Origin of the sequence: Litoreibacter halocynthiae, assembly GCF_004365635.1 — a bacterium.
In the GTDB taxonomy this organism is placed as follows: domain Bacteria; phylum Pseudomonadota; class Alphaproteobacteria; order Rhodobacterales; family Rhodobacteraceae; genus Litoreibacter; species Litoreibacter halocynthiae.
The window spans coordinates 618,476-635,535 of sequence record NZ_SOBH01000001.1; the positions used below are offsets into that span (position 1 = coordinate 618,476).

Genomic DNA, 17,060 nt, shown 5'->3' on the forward strand with positions numbered 1-17,060 from the left:
TTGCGCCCCATTTCACTTGAACGAACTTTTCAAAGACTGGGGCGGAAAACGTGACAGAGGTTTTGGCAGCAGATGGACGGCCCCTGAAGGCCTCACTTAACCGCGCCCTGCGCCGTCAGAAGTTGCGCGCGCTGGCCCTGATCGCCCCCTTGCTGATATTCATCCTGGTATCTTTCGTGATGCCAATCGCTGACATGTTGTTCCGCTCCGTTGAAAACGAAATCGTGTCGGATACCTTGCCCCGAACTGTCCAAGCGCTTGAGAGCTGGGACAGCTCCAGCGGAGAAGCGCCGGGCGAGGCGGTTTTTAACGCGCTCTACACCGATATGGCGCTTGCCACTGAATACAAATCCCACACGCGATTGGGCAGTCGCTTGAATTATGAACTCACTGGCGTTTCATCGCTGTTTCGCAAGTCCGGTCGCCGCGTAAAGCGGTTCGATACCGACGTATATGCCGATGCTTTCCGCGATGCCGACCCCGCCTATGCCGACCCAAGCCAGTGGGCCGCTTGGATGGGTGACGACACCGTCCGCGCCGCTGTGCCTGTCACTGCGGCGACGTATGATGCTTGGGCCAAAATGATCGTGGAGGTCGACAACGACGATCCGGCCAAAGAAGAGCCATGGGATTTTGTCTACACCTCCCTCTACAACGAGGCAGTCGCCGGAGCTTCACTACCCGTTGCGGTCGATGTTTCGGGGGTAGAGCCCGTTTCGCTGCGCGAACAATTCGTGGAAGTCGACAAGAATTGGCTGGATATTGATGTTTGGCAAACCATCAAGATTTACGCGCCAAAATACACCAATGGCTACTTCCTGAACTCCGTTGATTTGCTCAAAGGTCCTGATGGCGCCGAGGCGCGGCCCGAGAGCGAGAGAATCTATGTTGTGTTGTTTATTCGCACTATGATCATGTCACTGTCGATCATGGGTATGTGCGTGCTCTTGGGCTACCCGATTGCATGGTTGCTGGCGAACCTGAAGGATCGCACGGCCAACCTGCTGATGATCCTTGTGTTGCTGCCGTTCTGGACGTCGCTGCTGGTCAGGACATCGGCATGGAAAGTACTGCTTCAACAGCAAGGCGTGATCAATGACGTTCTGGTCTGGATTGGCCTCGTTGCCGATGACGGGCGACTGCAACTGATCAACAACCAGACGGGTACGATCATCGCCATGACGCATATCCTGTTGCCGTTCATGATTTTGCCGCTCTACTCGGTGATGAAGACAATTCCGCCTAGTTACCTGCGGGCGGCCAAGTCTTTGGGCGCAACCGACTGGACGGCGTTCTGGCGGGTTTACTTCCCGCAATCTGTGCCGGGGATCGGAGCAGGGTGCATTCTCGTGTTCATCCTGTCGATTGGCTACTACATCACACCGGAACTGGTGGGGGGCACTAAAGGTGTCTTCATCTCCAACCGGATTGCCTACCACATTTCCAGTTCTCTGAATTGGGGTCTAGCGGCGGCCTTGGGATCCATACTGCTGGCAGTGGTGCTGCTTCTCTACTGGGTCTACGACAAGATCGTTGGCATTGATAACGTAAAGCTGGGGGGCTGAGACATGTCTGGATTGCCACCATATGCATCAACCGGCCAGCGCGTCTGGTACTATAGTTTCCGCGTTATTTGCGGGGTGATTTTCTTCTTCCTGATCGCGCCGATCCTTGTGATCATCCCGCTGTCGTTTAACGCAGAGAACTTCTTTACCTTCACGCCAGAGATGCTGGCATTTGATCCTGCGGGCTATTCTACGAAGCACTATCAGGATTTCTTCACCAACTCCGACTGGCAACTGGCCTTGCGCAATTCGTTGAAGATCGCACCTGTGGCAACTCTGTTGTCCGTATCCTTGGGGACTTTGGCCGCCATCGGTCTGTCCCAAAGCCATGTGCCGTTCCGGCGGGCGATTATGGCGGTGCTGATATCACCGATGATTGTGCCTCTGATCATCTCGGCGACGGGCATGTATTTCTTCTATTCCAACCCCTATATCCCGATCCCGTTCTACGGAAAGCTTGAGCTGCCCTTCACGCTGACGGGTACCTACTGGGGCGTTGTTCTTGCGCACGCAGCGTTGGGCATTCCCTTCGTGATCATTACCGTGACCGCAACTTTGGTGGGCTTCGATCAATCCCTGACCCGTGCTGCGGCCAACATGGGCGCAGGACCGGTCACTACCTTCTTCCGCGTGCAGATGCCATTGATCCTGCCGGGCGTCGTCTCGGGCGGCTTGTTCGCCTTCATCACGTCGTTTGACGAGGTTGTGGTTGTTCTCTTCGTGGGCTCGGCCGGACAAAAAACGCTGCCATGGCAAATGTTCACCGGTTTGCGTGAGCAAATCAGCCCGACCATTCTAGCCGTGGCAACGATCCTGATCGCAGTTTCGGTCGCGCTGCTGTTCGTCCTAGAAATGCTACGCCGCCGGTCCGAGCGCCTTCGTGGGTTGTCGCCGGGATAGTGATCTTCAAAGCTGTGAGCGAGGATGTTGAAAGTGCCCGACGCACCCACTGCGATGATCCTTGTCCAAAACAACGCCGAAGGGGACGTCCTGACCTGTGTGGAGGGGCTGAGTTTTTGGGGCGGAGTCGATCCTGATACGGGGGTGATCATTGATGCTCACCATCCCGATCACGGAGCTTGCCTTGCCGGAAAAATTGTTTTGATGCCAAGCTCGCGCGGGTCGTGCAGCGGCAGTGGGGTCTTGTTGCAATTGGCCCGGAATGGCTGCGCCCCTGCCGCGCTCGTGTTTCGCGAAGATGAGGACATCCTGACACTGGGCGCGATGATCGCCGAGCGCCTTTTCGACCGTCCGGTCGCCATATTACGGCTCTCCCCAATGGTCTACGACGACTTGTCCAAAGCAACCGTCGCAAAAATTAGCGGGAACGAGTTGTTTTTTGACGGGCAGGCAGTGGCCTTATCACATCCTGATCTGGATGAATTGGTTTTGAATGACACCGACCGAGCCATGCTGACCGGTCAAGAAGGGCCAGCGCTGCAAGTTGCGATGGAAGTCTTGTGCATGATGGCGGCGTCGCAAGTCGCGTGTGATCTTGTCGATGTGAGCCGCGCGCATATCGACGGCTGTATTCTTGCCCATGATGCCAATCTCGACTTCGCAGAAAAGATGCACAAGATGGGGGCGAAGACCCGCATACCCACCACGATCAACGCGATTTCGGTCGACCGCAAAAATTGGTCATCTCAAGGGGTGGTACCTGATTTTGGCAATAAAGCCAGCCGTCTTGCAGATGCCTATGTGAATATGGGCGCGCGCGCGACCTTTACCTGCGCCCCCTACCTTTTGGACGACACGCCACAATTGGGCGAGGCCATTGGCTGGTCCGAGTCGAATGCTGTGATCTATGCAAATTCCGTGCTCGGCGCACGAACCGAGAAACACCCGGATTACCTGGACTTGTTCATAGCCATGACGGGTCGCGCACCGAATACCGGCGTGTATCTCGACGCCAATCGCGCGCCTGTGTGTGAATTGCGCGTCGTGTTGCCCGAGACCTATGATGACGCCCTGTGGCCGATGTTGGGATGGTTGGCAGGTTGCAAATCGCCCAGCGGCATTCCTGTTCTGACGGGATTGGAGCATGCCTCGCCATCCTCCGATGACCTGAAAGCACTATGCGCGGCGTTTGGCACGACCTCGGCGGCTCCGATGCTGCATGTCCGTGGTCATACGCCAGAGGGTGAGCAACCGCTCGTGGCCCACGCGGCGGTTTTCGATATTACACCGCGCGATTTGGCTTTGGTTTGGCAGGAGTTCAATACGGGCGATGCAGAGGTCGACCTTGTCGCGATCGGAAGCCCTCATGCCTCGCTCTCAGAATGCCGGAAGCTCGCAGAATTTCTGCATGGAAAGACCTGTGACCCACAGACTGCCATGATCGTAACAGTCGGTCGAAAAGTGTTGGAAGACGCGGTGTTGGAGGGCATAGTTGACGTGCTTCGGTGTGCTGGCGCTCAAGTCATTGCCGATATTTGCTGGTGCTCGATCACGGAGCCTGTGTTCCCTCCTGAAACCAAAATTCTCATGACCAACTCGGGGAAATACTCCCATTACGCTAACGGTCTGACAGGGTGCGAAGTGCGATTTGGAAGTCTGGAAGAGTGCGTGCAAGCCGCGGTCACAGGGCATGCGGGTATTGAACCTCCGTCATGGTTGCTCTGAATTTCAAAAGTTGAGTTGGGCGGAGATTTTGCGAGCCATGTTCACACTTGTGTTTGCCGTGGCGCTTTGTCTTGCAGAGGTTGAAATAAAGCGCGAAGAGACCGGAGAAAGTGCAGCTTGACCAACGCAAATGGCAGCATTGATTGGGAACAAAAAAGAAGCGGCGCGCGTTGAAAGAGAAGCGCGTGTTCGGCTGGTCGGGTCAAGCACGATTGATGCCGAGATGCGCTAAAGCGATGGTGGCTTGCGCGCGCCTCGGATAGTCTGGGTCTAGGGTGCAACGTCGATGATCAAGTATAAACTAATTCGTCTCTTAACCGCTGGCATTTTCGGGATAGTGTTTTCCGGAAGTGCGAGCGCGCTTGAGCGCGTGGATGTGCAGTTGATCGGCAGCGCGGACGCCGAGTTGCAGCAAAGCCTGCAGGCAAATTCAGTCATGAGGACATTGGACGGGAATGTAACGACCGGTGATGTGATCACGGCCGCACGGTCGGAATATGCCCAACTCATCGAAGTGTTGTACTCAAAAGGGTATTATTCATCGGTCGTGAGCGTGCTTGTGGACGGCCGCGAGGCGGCGCTCATCGATCCATTTCGTGAACCTGCGCGCGTGGACGTTGTGCAAATTCGCGTAGAACCCGGACGTCCTTTCCGGTTCGGGAGAGCGAATATCGGTCCGTTGGTTGACACCAGCCCATTGAAGTCCGGTTTCAAAACGGGCGCGCCTGCGCTTGCAGATGTCGTCCGCAGTACGGTGAAAGAGGTCGTCGAAGACTGGCGACAAGTTGGCTACGCGAAAGCGGAGGTTGCCGATCAGTCGGTGTTGGCGCGGCACAATACGGCACAGCTTGATGTGGACGTAGCGATCGCGACAGGGCGGCGGGCCACCTTCGGTAAAGTCGCGGTCACTGGCGAGACAGCCGTGCGCGAGAAGCGCGTCAGAAACATCGCAGGCCTGCCGAGCGGTAAGGTCTTTGACCCTGACGCTGTGAAAAAGGCTGCCGCGCGGTTGCGTAAAGTCGGCACTTTCAAGTCGGTTCAGGTGACAGAGGCCGACGAGATATCTGAAGATGGCACGCTTGATATGCAGATCAACGTCATCGACCGAAAGCCACGTCGCATCGGTGGCGGGTTGGAGCTGTCCAGTTTGGACGGTCTAACCGTGTCTGGGTATTGGCTGCACCGGAACTTTCTGGGTGGGGCGGAACTGTTTCGCATCGACTCGGAGATCGCCCAGATCGGCGGAACGTCGAGCGGCATAGATTATGCGTTGTCCTTCCGCCTTGAAAAACCGGCTGTGTATGGCCCTGACACCTTGTTCTTTGCCGAATTCGGGACCTACTACACCGACGAAGAAGCCTATATCGAGAAGAAGGTCGAGCTGGCTATCGGTGCTTCGCATGAATTCGGCGAGCGGCTGACGGGCGAGCTTGGGATCGGGTACAGTTATTCGCGCGTGACCGACCTATACGCCACCCCGAATACCAAGCGGACCTTGCAGATGTTCAGCTTCCCGATTGCGCTGACTTATGACGGGCGGGATGACCGGCTGGATGCAACCCAAGGGATATATCTGAAAGGTAAGGCGACACCGTTTTACGAGTCAGTTCAGGGCCGAAGCGGGGCTCATCTGAGCTTCGATGCACGAGGTTACTATGCGGTTGGCGCTGAAAAGAGGACGGTTTTGGCTGGCAGATTGCAGCTGGGCTCGTTGATCGGCGTGACAGCGCAAGACGCGCCACCCGACTTTCTGTTTTACTCTGGCGGTGGTGGTACGGTGCGTGGCCAACCCTACCAATCACTCGCAACACCTGTCGCCGGTGGATCTTTGGGAGGCCGCTCTTTCGCGGGCCTGTCCGGTGAAGTGCGCCAATCGATCACCGACACGATCGGAGTCGTTGCATTTGTGGACGCCGGATATGTTGGCGCGGACAGTTTAGGCAATGGTGACTGGCACGCGGGGGCAGGCCTGGGCCTGCGCTACAAAACACCGGTGGGTCCGATCCGGCTGGACGTTGCTGCCCCTGTTGCTGGTAACACTGGAAATGGCGTTCAAATTTATATCGGCATAGGGCAGGCATTCTGATGCGGGGTCTGCTTCTTTGCTTGCTGCTTGTGTTTGCCCCGATTGCGGCGTTCGCACAGCAGGAAAACAGCGACCGCGGCTATATTCAGGGCTTGCTGGAGGACGCGCTGTCCAGCGATGGCGGGAAGGTCACGCTCGAAGGGTTCGAGGGTGCGCTCAGTGCGCGTGCGACTGTCGAGCGTATTACCGTTGCCGATACGGAAGGGGTTTGGCTCAGCGCAGACGGTGTTTCTCTGGCGTGGAACCGTTCCGCGTTGTTGCGCGGTCAAATCGAGATTGCCGAAATATCAGTTGATACAATTGATCTGATCAGGCAGCCGGTAGCTCCAGACACAACATTACCTACTCCAGAGGCGCGCGGGGCATTTTCGCTGCCCGACCTGCCTGTGTCGGTCAATGTCGACAGCCTCAAGATCGGGGCTGTCAACGTCGCTGCCGGGGTGTTCGGGGAAGCGGCGCAAGTATCCGTTTCGGGAAATGCACGTTTGGCCAACGGTGCCGGGGTTGCTGTGCTTGAAATCGAACGCTTGGACCAAGCTGGGAATTTCAGTCTGGCGGCTGAGTTCGACAACACCTCGCGCGACCTGTTACTGGATTTGAACCTGTCTGAACCTGCGGACGGGATCGCGGTAAAATTGCTCAACATACCCGGCCACCCGTCGATCACACTCACGGTTCAAGGCGATGATCCGGTCACTGATTTCAGTGCGAATATTTTGCTTGCGACCGATGGTGAAGATCGCCTTCAAGGCGTGGTTGAGCTGAAAACGGATGCCGACGGTGGCACCGGCTTCGCAGTGGATTTGAGCGGAGACGTGGCGCCGGTCTTCGTGCCGGAATTCGCCGAGTTTCTTGGCACCAATATCCAGCTTATAGCACGAGGGGACCGTTCGGTGGATGGCGGTATCAACCTTGATGAATTGAACCTCCAAACCGCTGCAATGCAAATAAAGGGATCCGCCGAAATCGGTGCGGATGGCTGGCCCAATAAACTGAAACTGGATGGTGAAATTGTGCCACCGGAAGGCGTCACCGTCGTCTTGCCGCTTCCCGGACCTGCGACGTCGGTTAAGCGAGTTGAGTTATTCGGAACATTTGATGCCGAGGCTGGTGAGGCTTGGCAACTTCTGGGACGCGCCAGCGGGGTGGAACAAACCGGTCTGCGGCTGGACTTGGCCAAGTTCGATGCTGCGGGCACCATTGAAAAAGTTGCCGGAAGTGTTGACGGAACCTTGCAGCTGGAGGTTGAGGGCATCGCTTTACAAGATGCGGCGCTCGCGCAAGCTGTCGGGGATCGACTGCGCGGCGGGCTCCTGTTTGAGTGGGCCAATAGCGGCGTGCTGAGTGTGCGTGAAATTGACCTGTCGGGCAGCGACTATGGCCTGACGGGTGCGCTTTCGGTCGATGCGACCGACAGCGTTGAGGCTATTAAAGTTATCCCTGACCTACAGGTGATCGCCGAGGATCTGTCTCGTTTTGCCGGACTTGCTCAGTTTGATCTATCGGGCGCTGCGAATCTCGCCGTTGCCGGGGCACTGGAACCTTTGACCGGTGTTCTAGATCTTAATTTCGACGGGACAACGCGTAACCTTGCCACCGGTATCGCCCAACTCGACCCATTGTTATCGGGTGAGGGCAAGCTGACCTTGGGGCTTTCGCGTGACGAGAACGGGCTGAAGGCAGAGCCTCTGAAAATAGCGACGGACCACGCAAGCATAGACGCAAGCGCCACGTTACAGACAGACGGAAGCGTGGCCATGTTGCGTGCGAAATTGCCTGATGTTGCCAAAGCCCTCCCCGAGCTGAGTGGTGCCGCCGACCTTACGGTTGAAGCGACGCAAGACGCCGACGTTTGGACCATTGCTACAACCGCGTCCTTGCCCGGCGGAACGCAGGCAGATTATCGCGGCACGGTGCGGGGCTTCAAAGATGACAACCTTCTTGTAGATGGCACGGTTACAGCAGTTGTTGAAAGCCTGTCGGCATTCTCCAAGCTGGCAGGGCAGGGGCTTTCTGGTGGGATAAACCTCGAAGCGTCGGGAAATGCGGACATTTTGAGAGGCAGTTTCGATCTTTCGACCAGCGGTCAGACGCAATCAATTGCGTTTGGTCAACCAACGCTCGAGCCGTTGTTACGAGGGGCCACGCGGTTCGATTTATCCGCAACGCGCGATGTCGCGGGCGTCACACTCATTCGAAGTCTGGAAGTCGACGGGTCGGCCATTGATGCTCAGGTAAGTGGAAGCTTCGGGCCGGAGTCGGGGCAACTGGACTACCGCGTGTCACTTGCCAATCTGGGCTTGATCGTCCCCGATTTTCCCGGACCGGCAAATGTCAGCGGGACTGCGGTGAAGCAGCAGCAGTCCTGGGCTATTGATGCCTCAGGACAAGGTCCCGGTGGCGTTGCCGTTGCGGCCAACGGTCGTGTGGCAGAGGATTTTTCGACGGTCGCCGTCGCATTGAACGGCTCGGCCCCTCTGGCATTGATCAATGCGCGTCTACCGGGGCAAAACCTGACCGGACTTGCGCGGTTCGATCTTCAGGTGAACGGACCACCGGCGTTGCAATCCGTATCCGGACAAGTGAGCCTTGTTGACGGCCGCTTGGCCATTCCGGCGCGAAGCACGGCGCTAAACCAAATCAACGGGCAGGTCCGGCTCTCTGGTGGACAGGCGCAGTTGTCGTTTGAAGCGGGCGTGTCTACCGGCGGGAGGGTAACGTTGAGCGGACCGGTCTCGCTCACATCCCCCTACAACGCCCAGTTAGCTGCCGACCTGCAGCGCGTCACCTTGCGCGATGCGTCCTTGTTTGAAACCACCCTTGGGGGGCGCTTGACTGTAAATGGGGCGCTGCTTGGTGGAGCCGCAATTGGGGGTGTAATTGACGTCGAAACAGCAGAGATCAGGATACCGCAATTTGGCCCCTCCTATTCCGCACTGGAAGGACTGCGCCACTTGAACCCGTCGCAAGATGTTCGACGAACGCTTCGCTTTGCGGGTTTGGACAAGGAAAACGATACCGCAGAGAGGGGCTCCCCGGGGTTTCCACTGAATTTGACTTTACGCATTCCAAGCCGCCTGTTCGTACGCGGACGAGGATTAGATGCGGAACTGGGCGGCACTTTGGGCCTGACAGGTACCACCAATAACGTGAATCCCGTCGGTGGATTTGATTTGATCCGCGGTCGTCTGGATTTGTTGGGAAGACGGCTAAACCTGACCGAAGGGTCTGTGCGATTGCGCGGTGACTTTGATCCGGTAATCAAGTTCGCCGCGACGTCTCAGGTCGAGGACGTCACGGTTGGTCTTCTGTTGGAGGGCTTGGCATCCGAGCCGGAAGTGACAGTAACCTCGTCGCCAGAGCTGCCAGAGGAAGAAGCGCTGTCCTTGTTGCTGTTTGGACGGGAAGTAACGCAAATCTCGGCATTTCAGGCGGTTCAATTGGCTTTGGCCGTTCAGACGCTGGCGGGGCGGAGCGGGACTAGTCTGACCGACGGCCTCCGCGACAAGCTTGGTGTCGACGATCTGGATATAGGAACCGACGCGGACGGCAACACGCAAGCGAAAGCGGGCAAGTATATCTCGGACAACATTTACACGGATGTCACCGTCAAGAGTGACGGAGAAAGCCAGATCAACCTCAACCTTGAGGTCAGCCCGACAGTGACTGTTCGCGGCCGCCTGAGCAGTGACGGCGACACGGGGATCGGTGTGTTCTTCGAGAAAGACTATTAGCCAGTGTACTGAGCCCGGCCCTATCCTAATGCGCCATATGGTGGCACAAGGTTAGAGGCAGGGTTTCTGGCAGTCGGCACGCGCTGATGTAGTTCAGGTTCTTGATCAAAACGAAAGGTAGCCCCGATATGGCGGATCTTCAGCGAAAACCATTCGGCACCCACGGCAAGGTGCATGACATCACGCCTGAATCGGCTGGCTGGCGTTATGTCGGGTTCGCGCTTCATCGTTTGCGGGTCGGTGAACGCATCGCGGAAGCGACGGGTGATCGCGAGGTGATCCTTGTCATGGTTGAAGGAAAGGCTGCGATACACGGCGCCGACCGTGATTGGGGCGTTTTAGGGGACCGGATGAGCGTGTTTGAAAAGACGCCGCCGCATTGTCTTTACCTGCCGAACGGAACCGATTGGGCGGCGGTGGCTGAAACCGAGTGCATCATCGCGGTCTGCTCCGCACCGGGGCAGGGCGGACATGAAGCGCGCCGGATCGGGCCGGATGGCATCACGCTGACAGAGCGCGGTAAAGGCACCAACACACGCCACATCAACAACATAGCAATGGAGAACGAAGACTACGCGGATAGTTTGCTCGTGACCGAAGTATTCACGCCAGCGGGACACTGGTCCTCCTATCCCAGTCATCGCCACGACGAGGATGACTTCCCACGGATTACCTACCTCGAAGAGACTTACTACCACCGGCTAAACCCGGCCAACGGGTTTGGTATTCAGCGCGTTTATACTGACGACGGGCAACTGGACGAGACGATGGCGGTGGCCGATGGGGATGTGGTTCTGGTGCCGCGTGGACACCATCCTTGCGGCGCGCCTTATGGGTTCGAAATGTACTATCTGAACGTGATGGCCGGGCCGCTTCGGAAATGGCGCTTCCTACCAGCACCGGAGGTGAAGTGGATCATGGACCGCGACGCCTAATGACATCGGGAATGGCCTAAAACTCTACGTGGCGCGCCGTCGGGATTTGGGACAGGAAGCCTCTCAGGCTCTCTTTGCTGATCGGCTTTTCAAGCAGGCGCAGCGACAAGCGTTTGCATGTGTCTTTCAACTCTTTGGAGCGGTTGGCTGATACGATGGCGGTTGGGACGTCCCGATAATCAGCGGACAGAGATTCGTAGAATTCGGTGCCTGTCCGACCGGAGCCGAGGTGGTAATCCAAAAGCATCGCATCGGGTATCAGTTCGATTTCATGAAGCAGGGCGGTCGCTTCTTCAGCGCTATTTGCATGGATAACCGACGCGCCATGGCCCTCGATCATCATCGACATGGCACTTGCCAGCTGGGGGTCGTTTTCAACAAGCATGAATAAAAGGCCATGCAGGTTCTTTGCGTCTCGGGATTGAGGGGCTTCTTCAGGTTGCGCACGCTCCGTTTTCGCATCGTTGACTGGAACCATCAGTGAAAAACAACTCCCGACACCTGGTGCGGACCATAGGTTCAACTCGTGCTCCAGACCCTTGCAGGCACGCTCAACAATCGCCAAACCCAACCCAAGCCCCGCCTCCGAATTGGTGGCGTCAAGCCTGTGGAACTCTTGAAAAATCGTACGCTGTTCGCTTTCTGGGATGCCACGTCCGGTGTCCCAGACCTCGATTTTTGCACGTTCCCCAACGCGTCTTACACCGACAAGTACCCGACCTTGGCTGGTATAGCGGATCGCGTTGGATACGAGATTTTGAACGATCCGGCGCAGATAGCCCGGATCGCTGCGCACGCTCAAATCGCAATCTACAATCCTAAGCTCGATACCCTTTTTGTCTGCCAGCGGAGACAACTCGTCGCGAAGCGGGGCGAAGATGCGCGACAGGCTGAGCGGCTGAACTTTAAAGACCGCCTTGCCTGCATCGAGTTTTGATATGTCGAGCAGGGCCTCAATGATTTGTTCCGCGCCCATCAATGCGGTTTCGGTTTTTGCGATAACCTCCAGTGCTTCCGGATTTTCGACCTTGTCGGGCAACGAGGAGATGAAGAGTTTTGCTGCGGAAAGCGGTTGCAAGAGGTCGTGGCTTGCCGCTGCCACAAACCGGCTTTTAGAGGCATTGGCCCGCTCGGCCTCTGCCAGTGCAACGCCCAGTTCTTGCGTGCGGTCCTGAACGCGACGTTCAAGAAACTCGTTCATCTCGTACAGCGCCCGCGCGGTTTCGCGCTCTGCGGTGACGTCTGTGAAGCTGATCACAAACCCGCCATCCGGCATTTCCTGCGCGAAGACGTTGAAAATTTGAGTGCCACCACGACTAACTTCGAACGCCATGGGCCGACGCCTGATGGAATGGTTGGCCCATTTGCTGAGATGTTCGGCGTCAAATCCGTCATGGAAAACCAGATCATCCCGTAACCGGTCCAACAGCGTGGAAAATTCCATACCTATCGCTGCGCGCCTGCGCGGGGGGGCGAGCATACCGTCCATTTTCTTGTTCCAACCGACAAGAATTTGGTTGTGGTCGAAAATGCAGACCCCCTGGTTCAGATGATCCAAAGTGGCTTGCAGCATCTTGGCCTGCTGGTCGCGCATCTTGTCGCGTTCCTGACGCTCCAGCCGGATGATGTCAGTCACATCGGTTTGCAAGATAACGGTGCCGCCACGAGATGTCCGGTGTTCGCTGACTTGCAACCAACGGTCCCAAAGAAGCCGGACATTAAACACAACATGCTCGTCGCCGTGGCGCTGCATCCGTTTCTGGGCCCATTCTTGGGGCTGCTGTTTCTCGGGCAGAGCAAGGAAGCGACTGCTGGAGATCAAAGAAACATAGTCTTGAAACGGAAGTCCCGCGACCAGCCGTTCCTCGATATCCAGCAAGTCGCGACAAAAACGACTGTTGGAGAGAACCAGCCGATCTTCGGTGTCAAAGAGTGCGAACCCTTCGTTGATCGTTTCGATCGCTTCAGTCAGGTTGGCGCGCGCAGTTTCCGTTTCAAGATTTGCGACCTCAAGGCGAGCGTTTGAATCTTGAAGCAAATCAAGCGTTCGCTCCAGCGCACGCGTGCGCTCGCGAACTTGCGTCTCCAGCAACGCGGCGCGTTCGAACTGTTGATAGGCAAGGCCGGACTGCTCGTTCTTTTGCTCCACACGTCGCATGAGAGACTGCGCGATCTGCAACAGCTTCTCGTTCTGGCGCTCGATTGAATCGGCGGGGTTAATCAACGACATCTGAGGTCACTCTGAAGATGGCTCGGTGTGGTAGAAGGCAACGCCGCTCATCGTATGGTTCACGTGCAAAGGCCCAATCTGTTCGCCGTAGGTCGAAAATCCGGTTACCCGAAAGGAGGACAAGATATCGGAAAGCTCTCGGCTCATCTGAGTTTGTTCGGCCTCGATCCGCCGCAAGATGCAATCGCACCCTATGATGTTGGCAGGAACACCGTCCTTGGACAGTTCTTCCATCTTGCGGCGAAGGTGTTCGACCATGTTGTCCGGTTTCGCGACCGTCAGAACCATTCCTTCGTCGATAGCAGAGAAGAAAACCAATTCACCCGCATCGTTTACCTGCTGAATTGCCCGAACATGATGGGTGCCGCCGATCCGCACCACGACAGGATGCGAGGCAAAAGTGAACCGGTCGAGTTGTTCGGGGTCCTTGCCGACAATCCGCGCGTATTCACGAGCGGCGGGTTCTGCGTTGATCGACTTAACGATACGCCGGTCCGGATCAGCTTCGGTCACCACCATTTGCCGTTCGGTGGGCACAAGGTGGTCAAGACTGAAGACACGAGCTTTGTGGCGGCTTTTCATCAAGGTCAGAACAGCCGCATTGCTGGAAATTTTGCCGTTCAAGGCAACGAGCGTCTCACTGAAATCAATCCCGTCGCCAGCCGAACCGCCAAAGATTGGCAGGTCACGCAGGGCAGGGGAGATTGTCGCGGCCAAGGTGTCTTCGCTAAGTGACAGCCCGTCGACCACAAGGAAGGCAAAGCCGTGTTCCATGTCAGGATTTTGATCCTGCAAAGCAACACGTTCCAAAGCGATACGGTCGATGACGGGTTGGGCGTTCAGGTCCTGAATGCCCTCAATCAGCAGGGATTTGGTTGCAAACCCTGACTTGGGAAAGCCGACCGCAACAATGAGCCCTTCGTCATACCCGGTGTTGCCAATCTCTCCGGCCGTCGTACAGGCGAGAACATCCGTATCGGGAAAACACTGTTCGGCTTCGGCAACCACATAGCTGAAATCGGCAAGGGGGCTGACGAACAACGCGACTGCGCTGAAATGGGTCGAACCAAGCTCTTTGTGTATCTGAGTCACAGGAGACGTGTTCGTCCACGGCACTTGCGCAGTACACAAAATGCCCGAATGAGAACGGTCGTTCAATGCGGTTACGTCTGCAGTCCCACCGTCAACCAACATGCTGAATTAATCTCCCTGAGCCCGACGATACGGTGCTCAATCAGAGCTTGGCAAGACCCTTGCAAATTTAGCATCCTGCGCCACTAATACGGCTTGTGTTCTGCTTTGAACGCCGAGTTTGCGCATAATCGCAGTGACATGAGCTTTGACCGTGGTCTCCGCAATCGACAGGTCGTAGGCGATCTGTTTGTTGAGCTTGCCCTCGCAGATCAGCTCCAGAATACGGGCCTGTTGATTGGTCAGCGAGGAAAGGCGCGAGACGGTCTCTCCCGTTTCCTCGGAGGCGCTTCCTTCAACGAAACCGGATGGCTTGTATATGCCCCCATTTGCGATGTGTTCTATCGCCTCTTTGAAGATCGAGCGGCGGCTATGTTTTGGAACAAAGCCCGAGGCTCCGGCGACGATGGCACCGTTGATGATTGAGTTGTCAGTCATAGAAGACACGATCACGACCGGTGACTTTTCGGCGCGACGCTTTAAGCGCATCAACCCGTCAAGGCCGCTCACGTCTGGCAGGTTGAGATCAAGCAGGATCAACGAAGGTGGCGTTTGCCCGTCGAGCCGTTGAAGCGCGGCTTCAAGGCAATCGGCCGTTGCCACTTCGCTGAAATCTGCGACCGACTTCAGCGTGAGTTCCAACGCGTCGCAAAAGAGGGGATGATCGTCAATGATCAAAGCCCAGCCTTGCTGCAATTGCTGCTTGATAGGATCAGATGTGGGCAAGCCATGTGGTGTCATGAGGATAGACTAGCGCGTTGACACGGTCGCGGTCACTTACCAAAAGGTCTTAGTCCAAGAAAAGAAAGACGCCCCCTTTATAGAAGGGGGCGTCCAATATTTTTTGATCGGTTTAGTTAGCCGCAAGCTGTGCTGGCAGACGGAATGTCCATAGCAGACCACCTTGGTTGAGGTAGTTCACTTTCTTGGCGACCTCACCACCCCAAAGTGGAACAGCGCCACCCCAACCGGAAATCACGGTGACATATTGCTCGCCATCCTGCTCCCACGTGATTGGTTGACCAACGATGCCGGAGCCGGTCTGGAAGGACCAAAGCTCTTCGCCTGTCTCGTCATCAAATGCGATGAAGTTACCCTCTGGAGTACCGGTGAAAACAAGACCGCCTGCGGTTGTCATTACACCACCCCACAGAGGAGCGTCGTTCTTGAACTCCCACTTGATTTCACCCGTGTCGGGGTCGATGGCCTTCAAGCTGCCGATGTGGTCTTCGTAGTTCGGCTTGATGGTGAAACCGGAGCCCAGATAGGCAGCCCCCTTTTTGTAGGTGATCGGCTCGTTCCAGATATCCATGCCCCATTCGTTGGAAGGCACATAGAACAGCCCTGTCTTGGGCGAGTGCGCCATCGGCATCCAGTTCTTGCCACCAAGGAAGGACGGAGACGCAAAGACAACTTCGCCTTTCTTGCCATCGGCTGCTGCCGTTGGATCGCCCGGGCGACCCTCCTCGATGAAGATCGGGCGACCGGTGTCGTCGATGCCTTCCGCCCAAGTGATGTCTTTCACGAAAGGCACAGCCGAGACAAATTTACCGTCCTCACGGTTCAGCACATAGAAAAAGCCGTTCCGGTCAGCCGTGGCCCAACGCTTGTTGTCGGAGCGGTCGGTATAGGCCACCACTTCGTTCACGCCGTCATAGTCCCAGCCTTCGCGTGGGGTGGTCTGGTAGTGCCACTTGATCTCGCCCGTAGCAGGGTCGATGCCGATGCGGGAAGCGGCATACAGGTTGTCGCCTTTGTTGCCCTCAACCGGTGTGCCGGCGTTCCTCAGGTGGCTGTTCCAAGGGGCAGGGTTGCCTGCACCAAACACCAAAGTGTCCGTGTCGGCATCGTATGATCCGCCAAGCCATGTGGCCCCGCCGCCTGTCTTCCACATGTCACCGGGCCAAGTCGCGTTCAGCTCACCCGTCATGGTAGATTCTTCACCGTTCAGGGTGCCCATGTGACCTTCGATCACGGGGCGCGTCCAAACCAGATCACCCGTTTCAGCGTCGCGGGCTTGCACTTCGCCAACGATGCCAAATTCACCGCCGGAGTTGCCGGTGATGACCAAGCCTCTGACGATCAGCGGCGCAGCGGTGTAGCTATAACCCGCTTTGTAGTCGGCAATCTTTTTGTTCCAGACGACGTCGCCGGTCTTCGCGTTCAGCGCCACCATCCGTGCGTCAAGCGTACCGAAATAAATGTTGTCGCCAAAGATCGCGGCCCCACGGTTCACAACATCACAGCAAGGCAGGATGCCTTCAGGCAGACGGGCGTCATACTGCCAGATTTCCTTGCCTGTTTTGATGTCGATCGCATACATGCGTGAATACGATCCGGTGATATACATCACCCCTTCGTGGACCAACGGTTGTGTCTCTTGCCCGCGCTGTTTTTCGCCACCAAGCGAAAAGGCCCACGCAGGAACCAGATTTTTGACGTTGTCCTTATTGAGCGTTTCCAGCGGCGAGTAGCGTTGCAGATGACGCCCCATACCGTTCGTTAGCACGTCGCCAGTCGACGCCGTGTCGTTCAGAAGCATTTCTTCGGTGACTTCCGCATGTGCAACACCTGTTGCCAAAACTGCGGCTGTCACGGCCATTACGAACCTGTTCATTGTGGTTCCTCCCTTTGCCGTTCCAATAAGGTCGCGCACCAATCCAGAGCGCAGACCGACCCGAGGGCGAGTATTCT

The 17,060-nt window shown here is 56.6% G+C and carries 10 protein-coding genes; 6 read left to right on the forward strand and 4 right to left on the reverse strand.

Annotated features, from left to right (window positions below; translation table 11 throughout):
• Positions 1 to 50 precede the first annotated feature (50 nt).
• From BDE40_RS03150 to iolB, 6 genes are all read left to right on the forward strand, one after another.
• Complete coding sequence (locus BDE40_RS03150; RefSeq protein WP_134012742.1) at positions 51 to 1,565, forward strand: ABC transporter permease; 1,515 nt, start codon at positions 51 to 53, stop codon at positions 1,563 to 1,565.
• A gap of 3 nt (positions 1,566 to 1,568) precedes the next feature.
• On the forward strand, positions 1,569 to 2,465 hold the full coding sequence (locus BDE40_RS03155) for an ABC transporter permease (RefSeq protein WP_134012744.1): 897 nt from the start codon (positions 1,569 to 1,571) through the stop codon (positions 2,463 to 2,465).
• Between the two features lie 33 nt (positions 2,466 to 2,498).
• Positions 2,499 to 4,190, forward strand: a complete 1,692-nt coding sequence (gene lhpI, locus BDE40_RS03160; protein WP_342774993.1) for a cis-3-hydroxy-L-proline dehydratase — start codon at positions 2,499 to 2,501, stop codon at positions 4,188 to 4,190.
• A gap of 286 nt (positions 4,191 to 4,476) precedes the next feature.
• Positions 4,477 to 6,276, forward strand: coding sequence for an autotransporter assembly complex protein TamA (locus tag BDE40_RS03165; protein ID WP_134012748.1), 1,800 nt, complete (start codon positions 4,477 to 4,479; stop codon positions 6,274 to 6,276).
• Positions 6,276 to 10,010 (forward strand): translocation/assembly module TamB domain-containing protein, encoded by a 3,735-nt coding sequence (locus BDE40_RS03170; RefSeq protein WP_134012750.1) that lies wholly within the window; start codon positions 6,276 to 6,278, stop codon positions 10,008 to 10,010. Before BDE40_RS03165 ends, BDE40_RS03170 begins: the two co-directional genes overlap by 1 nt.
• Before the next feature lie 128 nt (positions 10,011 to 10,138).
• On the forward strand, positions 10,139 to 10,945 hold the full coding sequence (iolB, locus tag BDE40_RS03175) for a 5-deoxy-glucuronate isomerase (protein WP_134012752.1): 807 nt from the start codon (positions 10,139 to 10,141) through the stop codon (positions 10,943 to 10,945).
• Positions 10,946 to 10,961: 16 nt separating this feature from the next.
• Here iolB and BDE40_RS03180 read toward each other — a convergent pair whose 3' ends face one another.
• The 4 genes from BDE40_RS03180 to BDE40_RS03195 form a co-directional block, all read right to left on the reverse strand.
• A complete protein-coding gene (locus BDE40_RS03180; RefSeq protein ID WP_134012754.1) occupies positions 10,962 to 13,175 on the reverse strand; it encodes a hybrid sensor histidine kinase/response regulator in 2,214 nt (737 codons plus the stop codon).
• 6 nt (positions 13,176 to 13,181) lie between these two features.
• Complete coding sequence (locus BDE40_RS03185; protein ID WP_246030343.1) at positions 13,182 to 14,267, reverse strand: FIST N-terminal domain-containing protein; 1,086 nt, start codon at positions 14,265 to 14,267, stop codon at positions 13,182 to 13,184.
• A 138-nt stretch (positions 14,268 to 14,405) separates the two neighbouring features.
• Positions 14,406 to 15,107, reverse strand: coding sequence for a response regulator (locus BDE40_RS03190; RefSeq protein ID WP_134012758.1), 702 nt, complete (start codon positions 15,105 to 15,107; stop codon positions 14,406 to 14,408).
• A gap of 112 nt (positions 15,108 to 15,219) precedes the next feature.
• Entirely contained in the window at positions 15,220 to 16,983 is a 1,764-nt protein-coding gene (locus tag BDE40_RS03195; protein ID WP_134012760.1) for a PQQ-dependent methanol/ethanol family dehydrogenase, read from the reverse strand.
• Between the last annotated feature and the right edge of the window lie 77 nt (positions 16,984 to 17,060).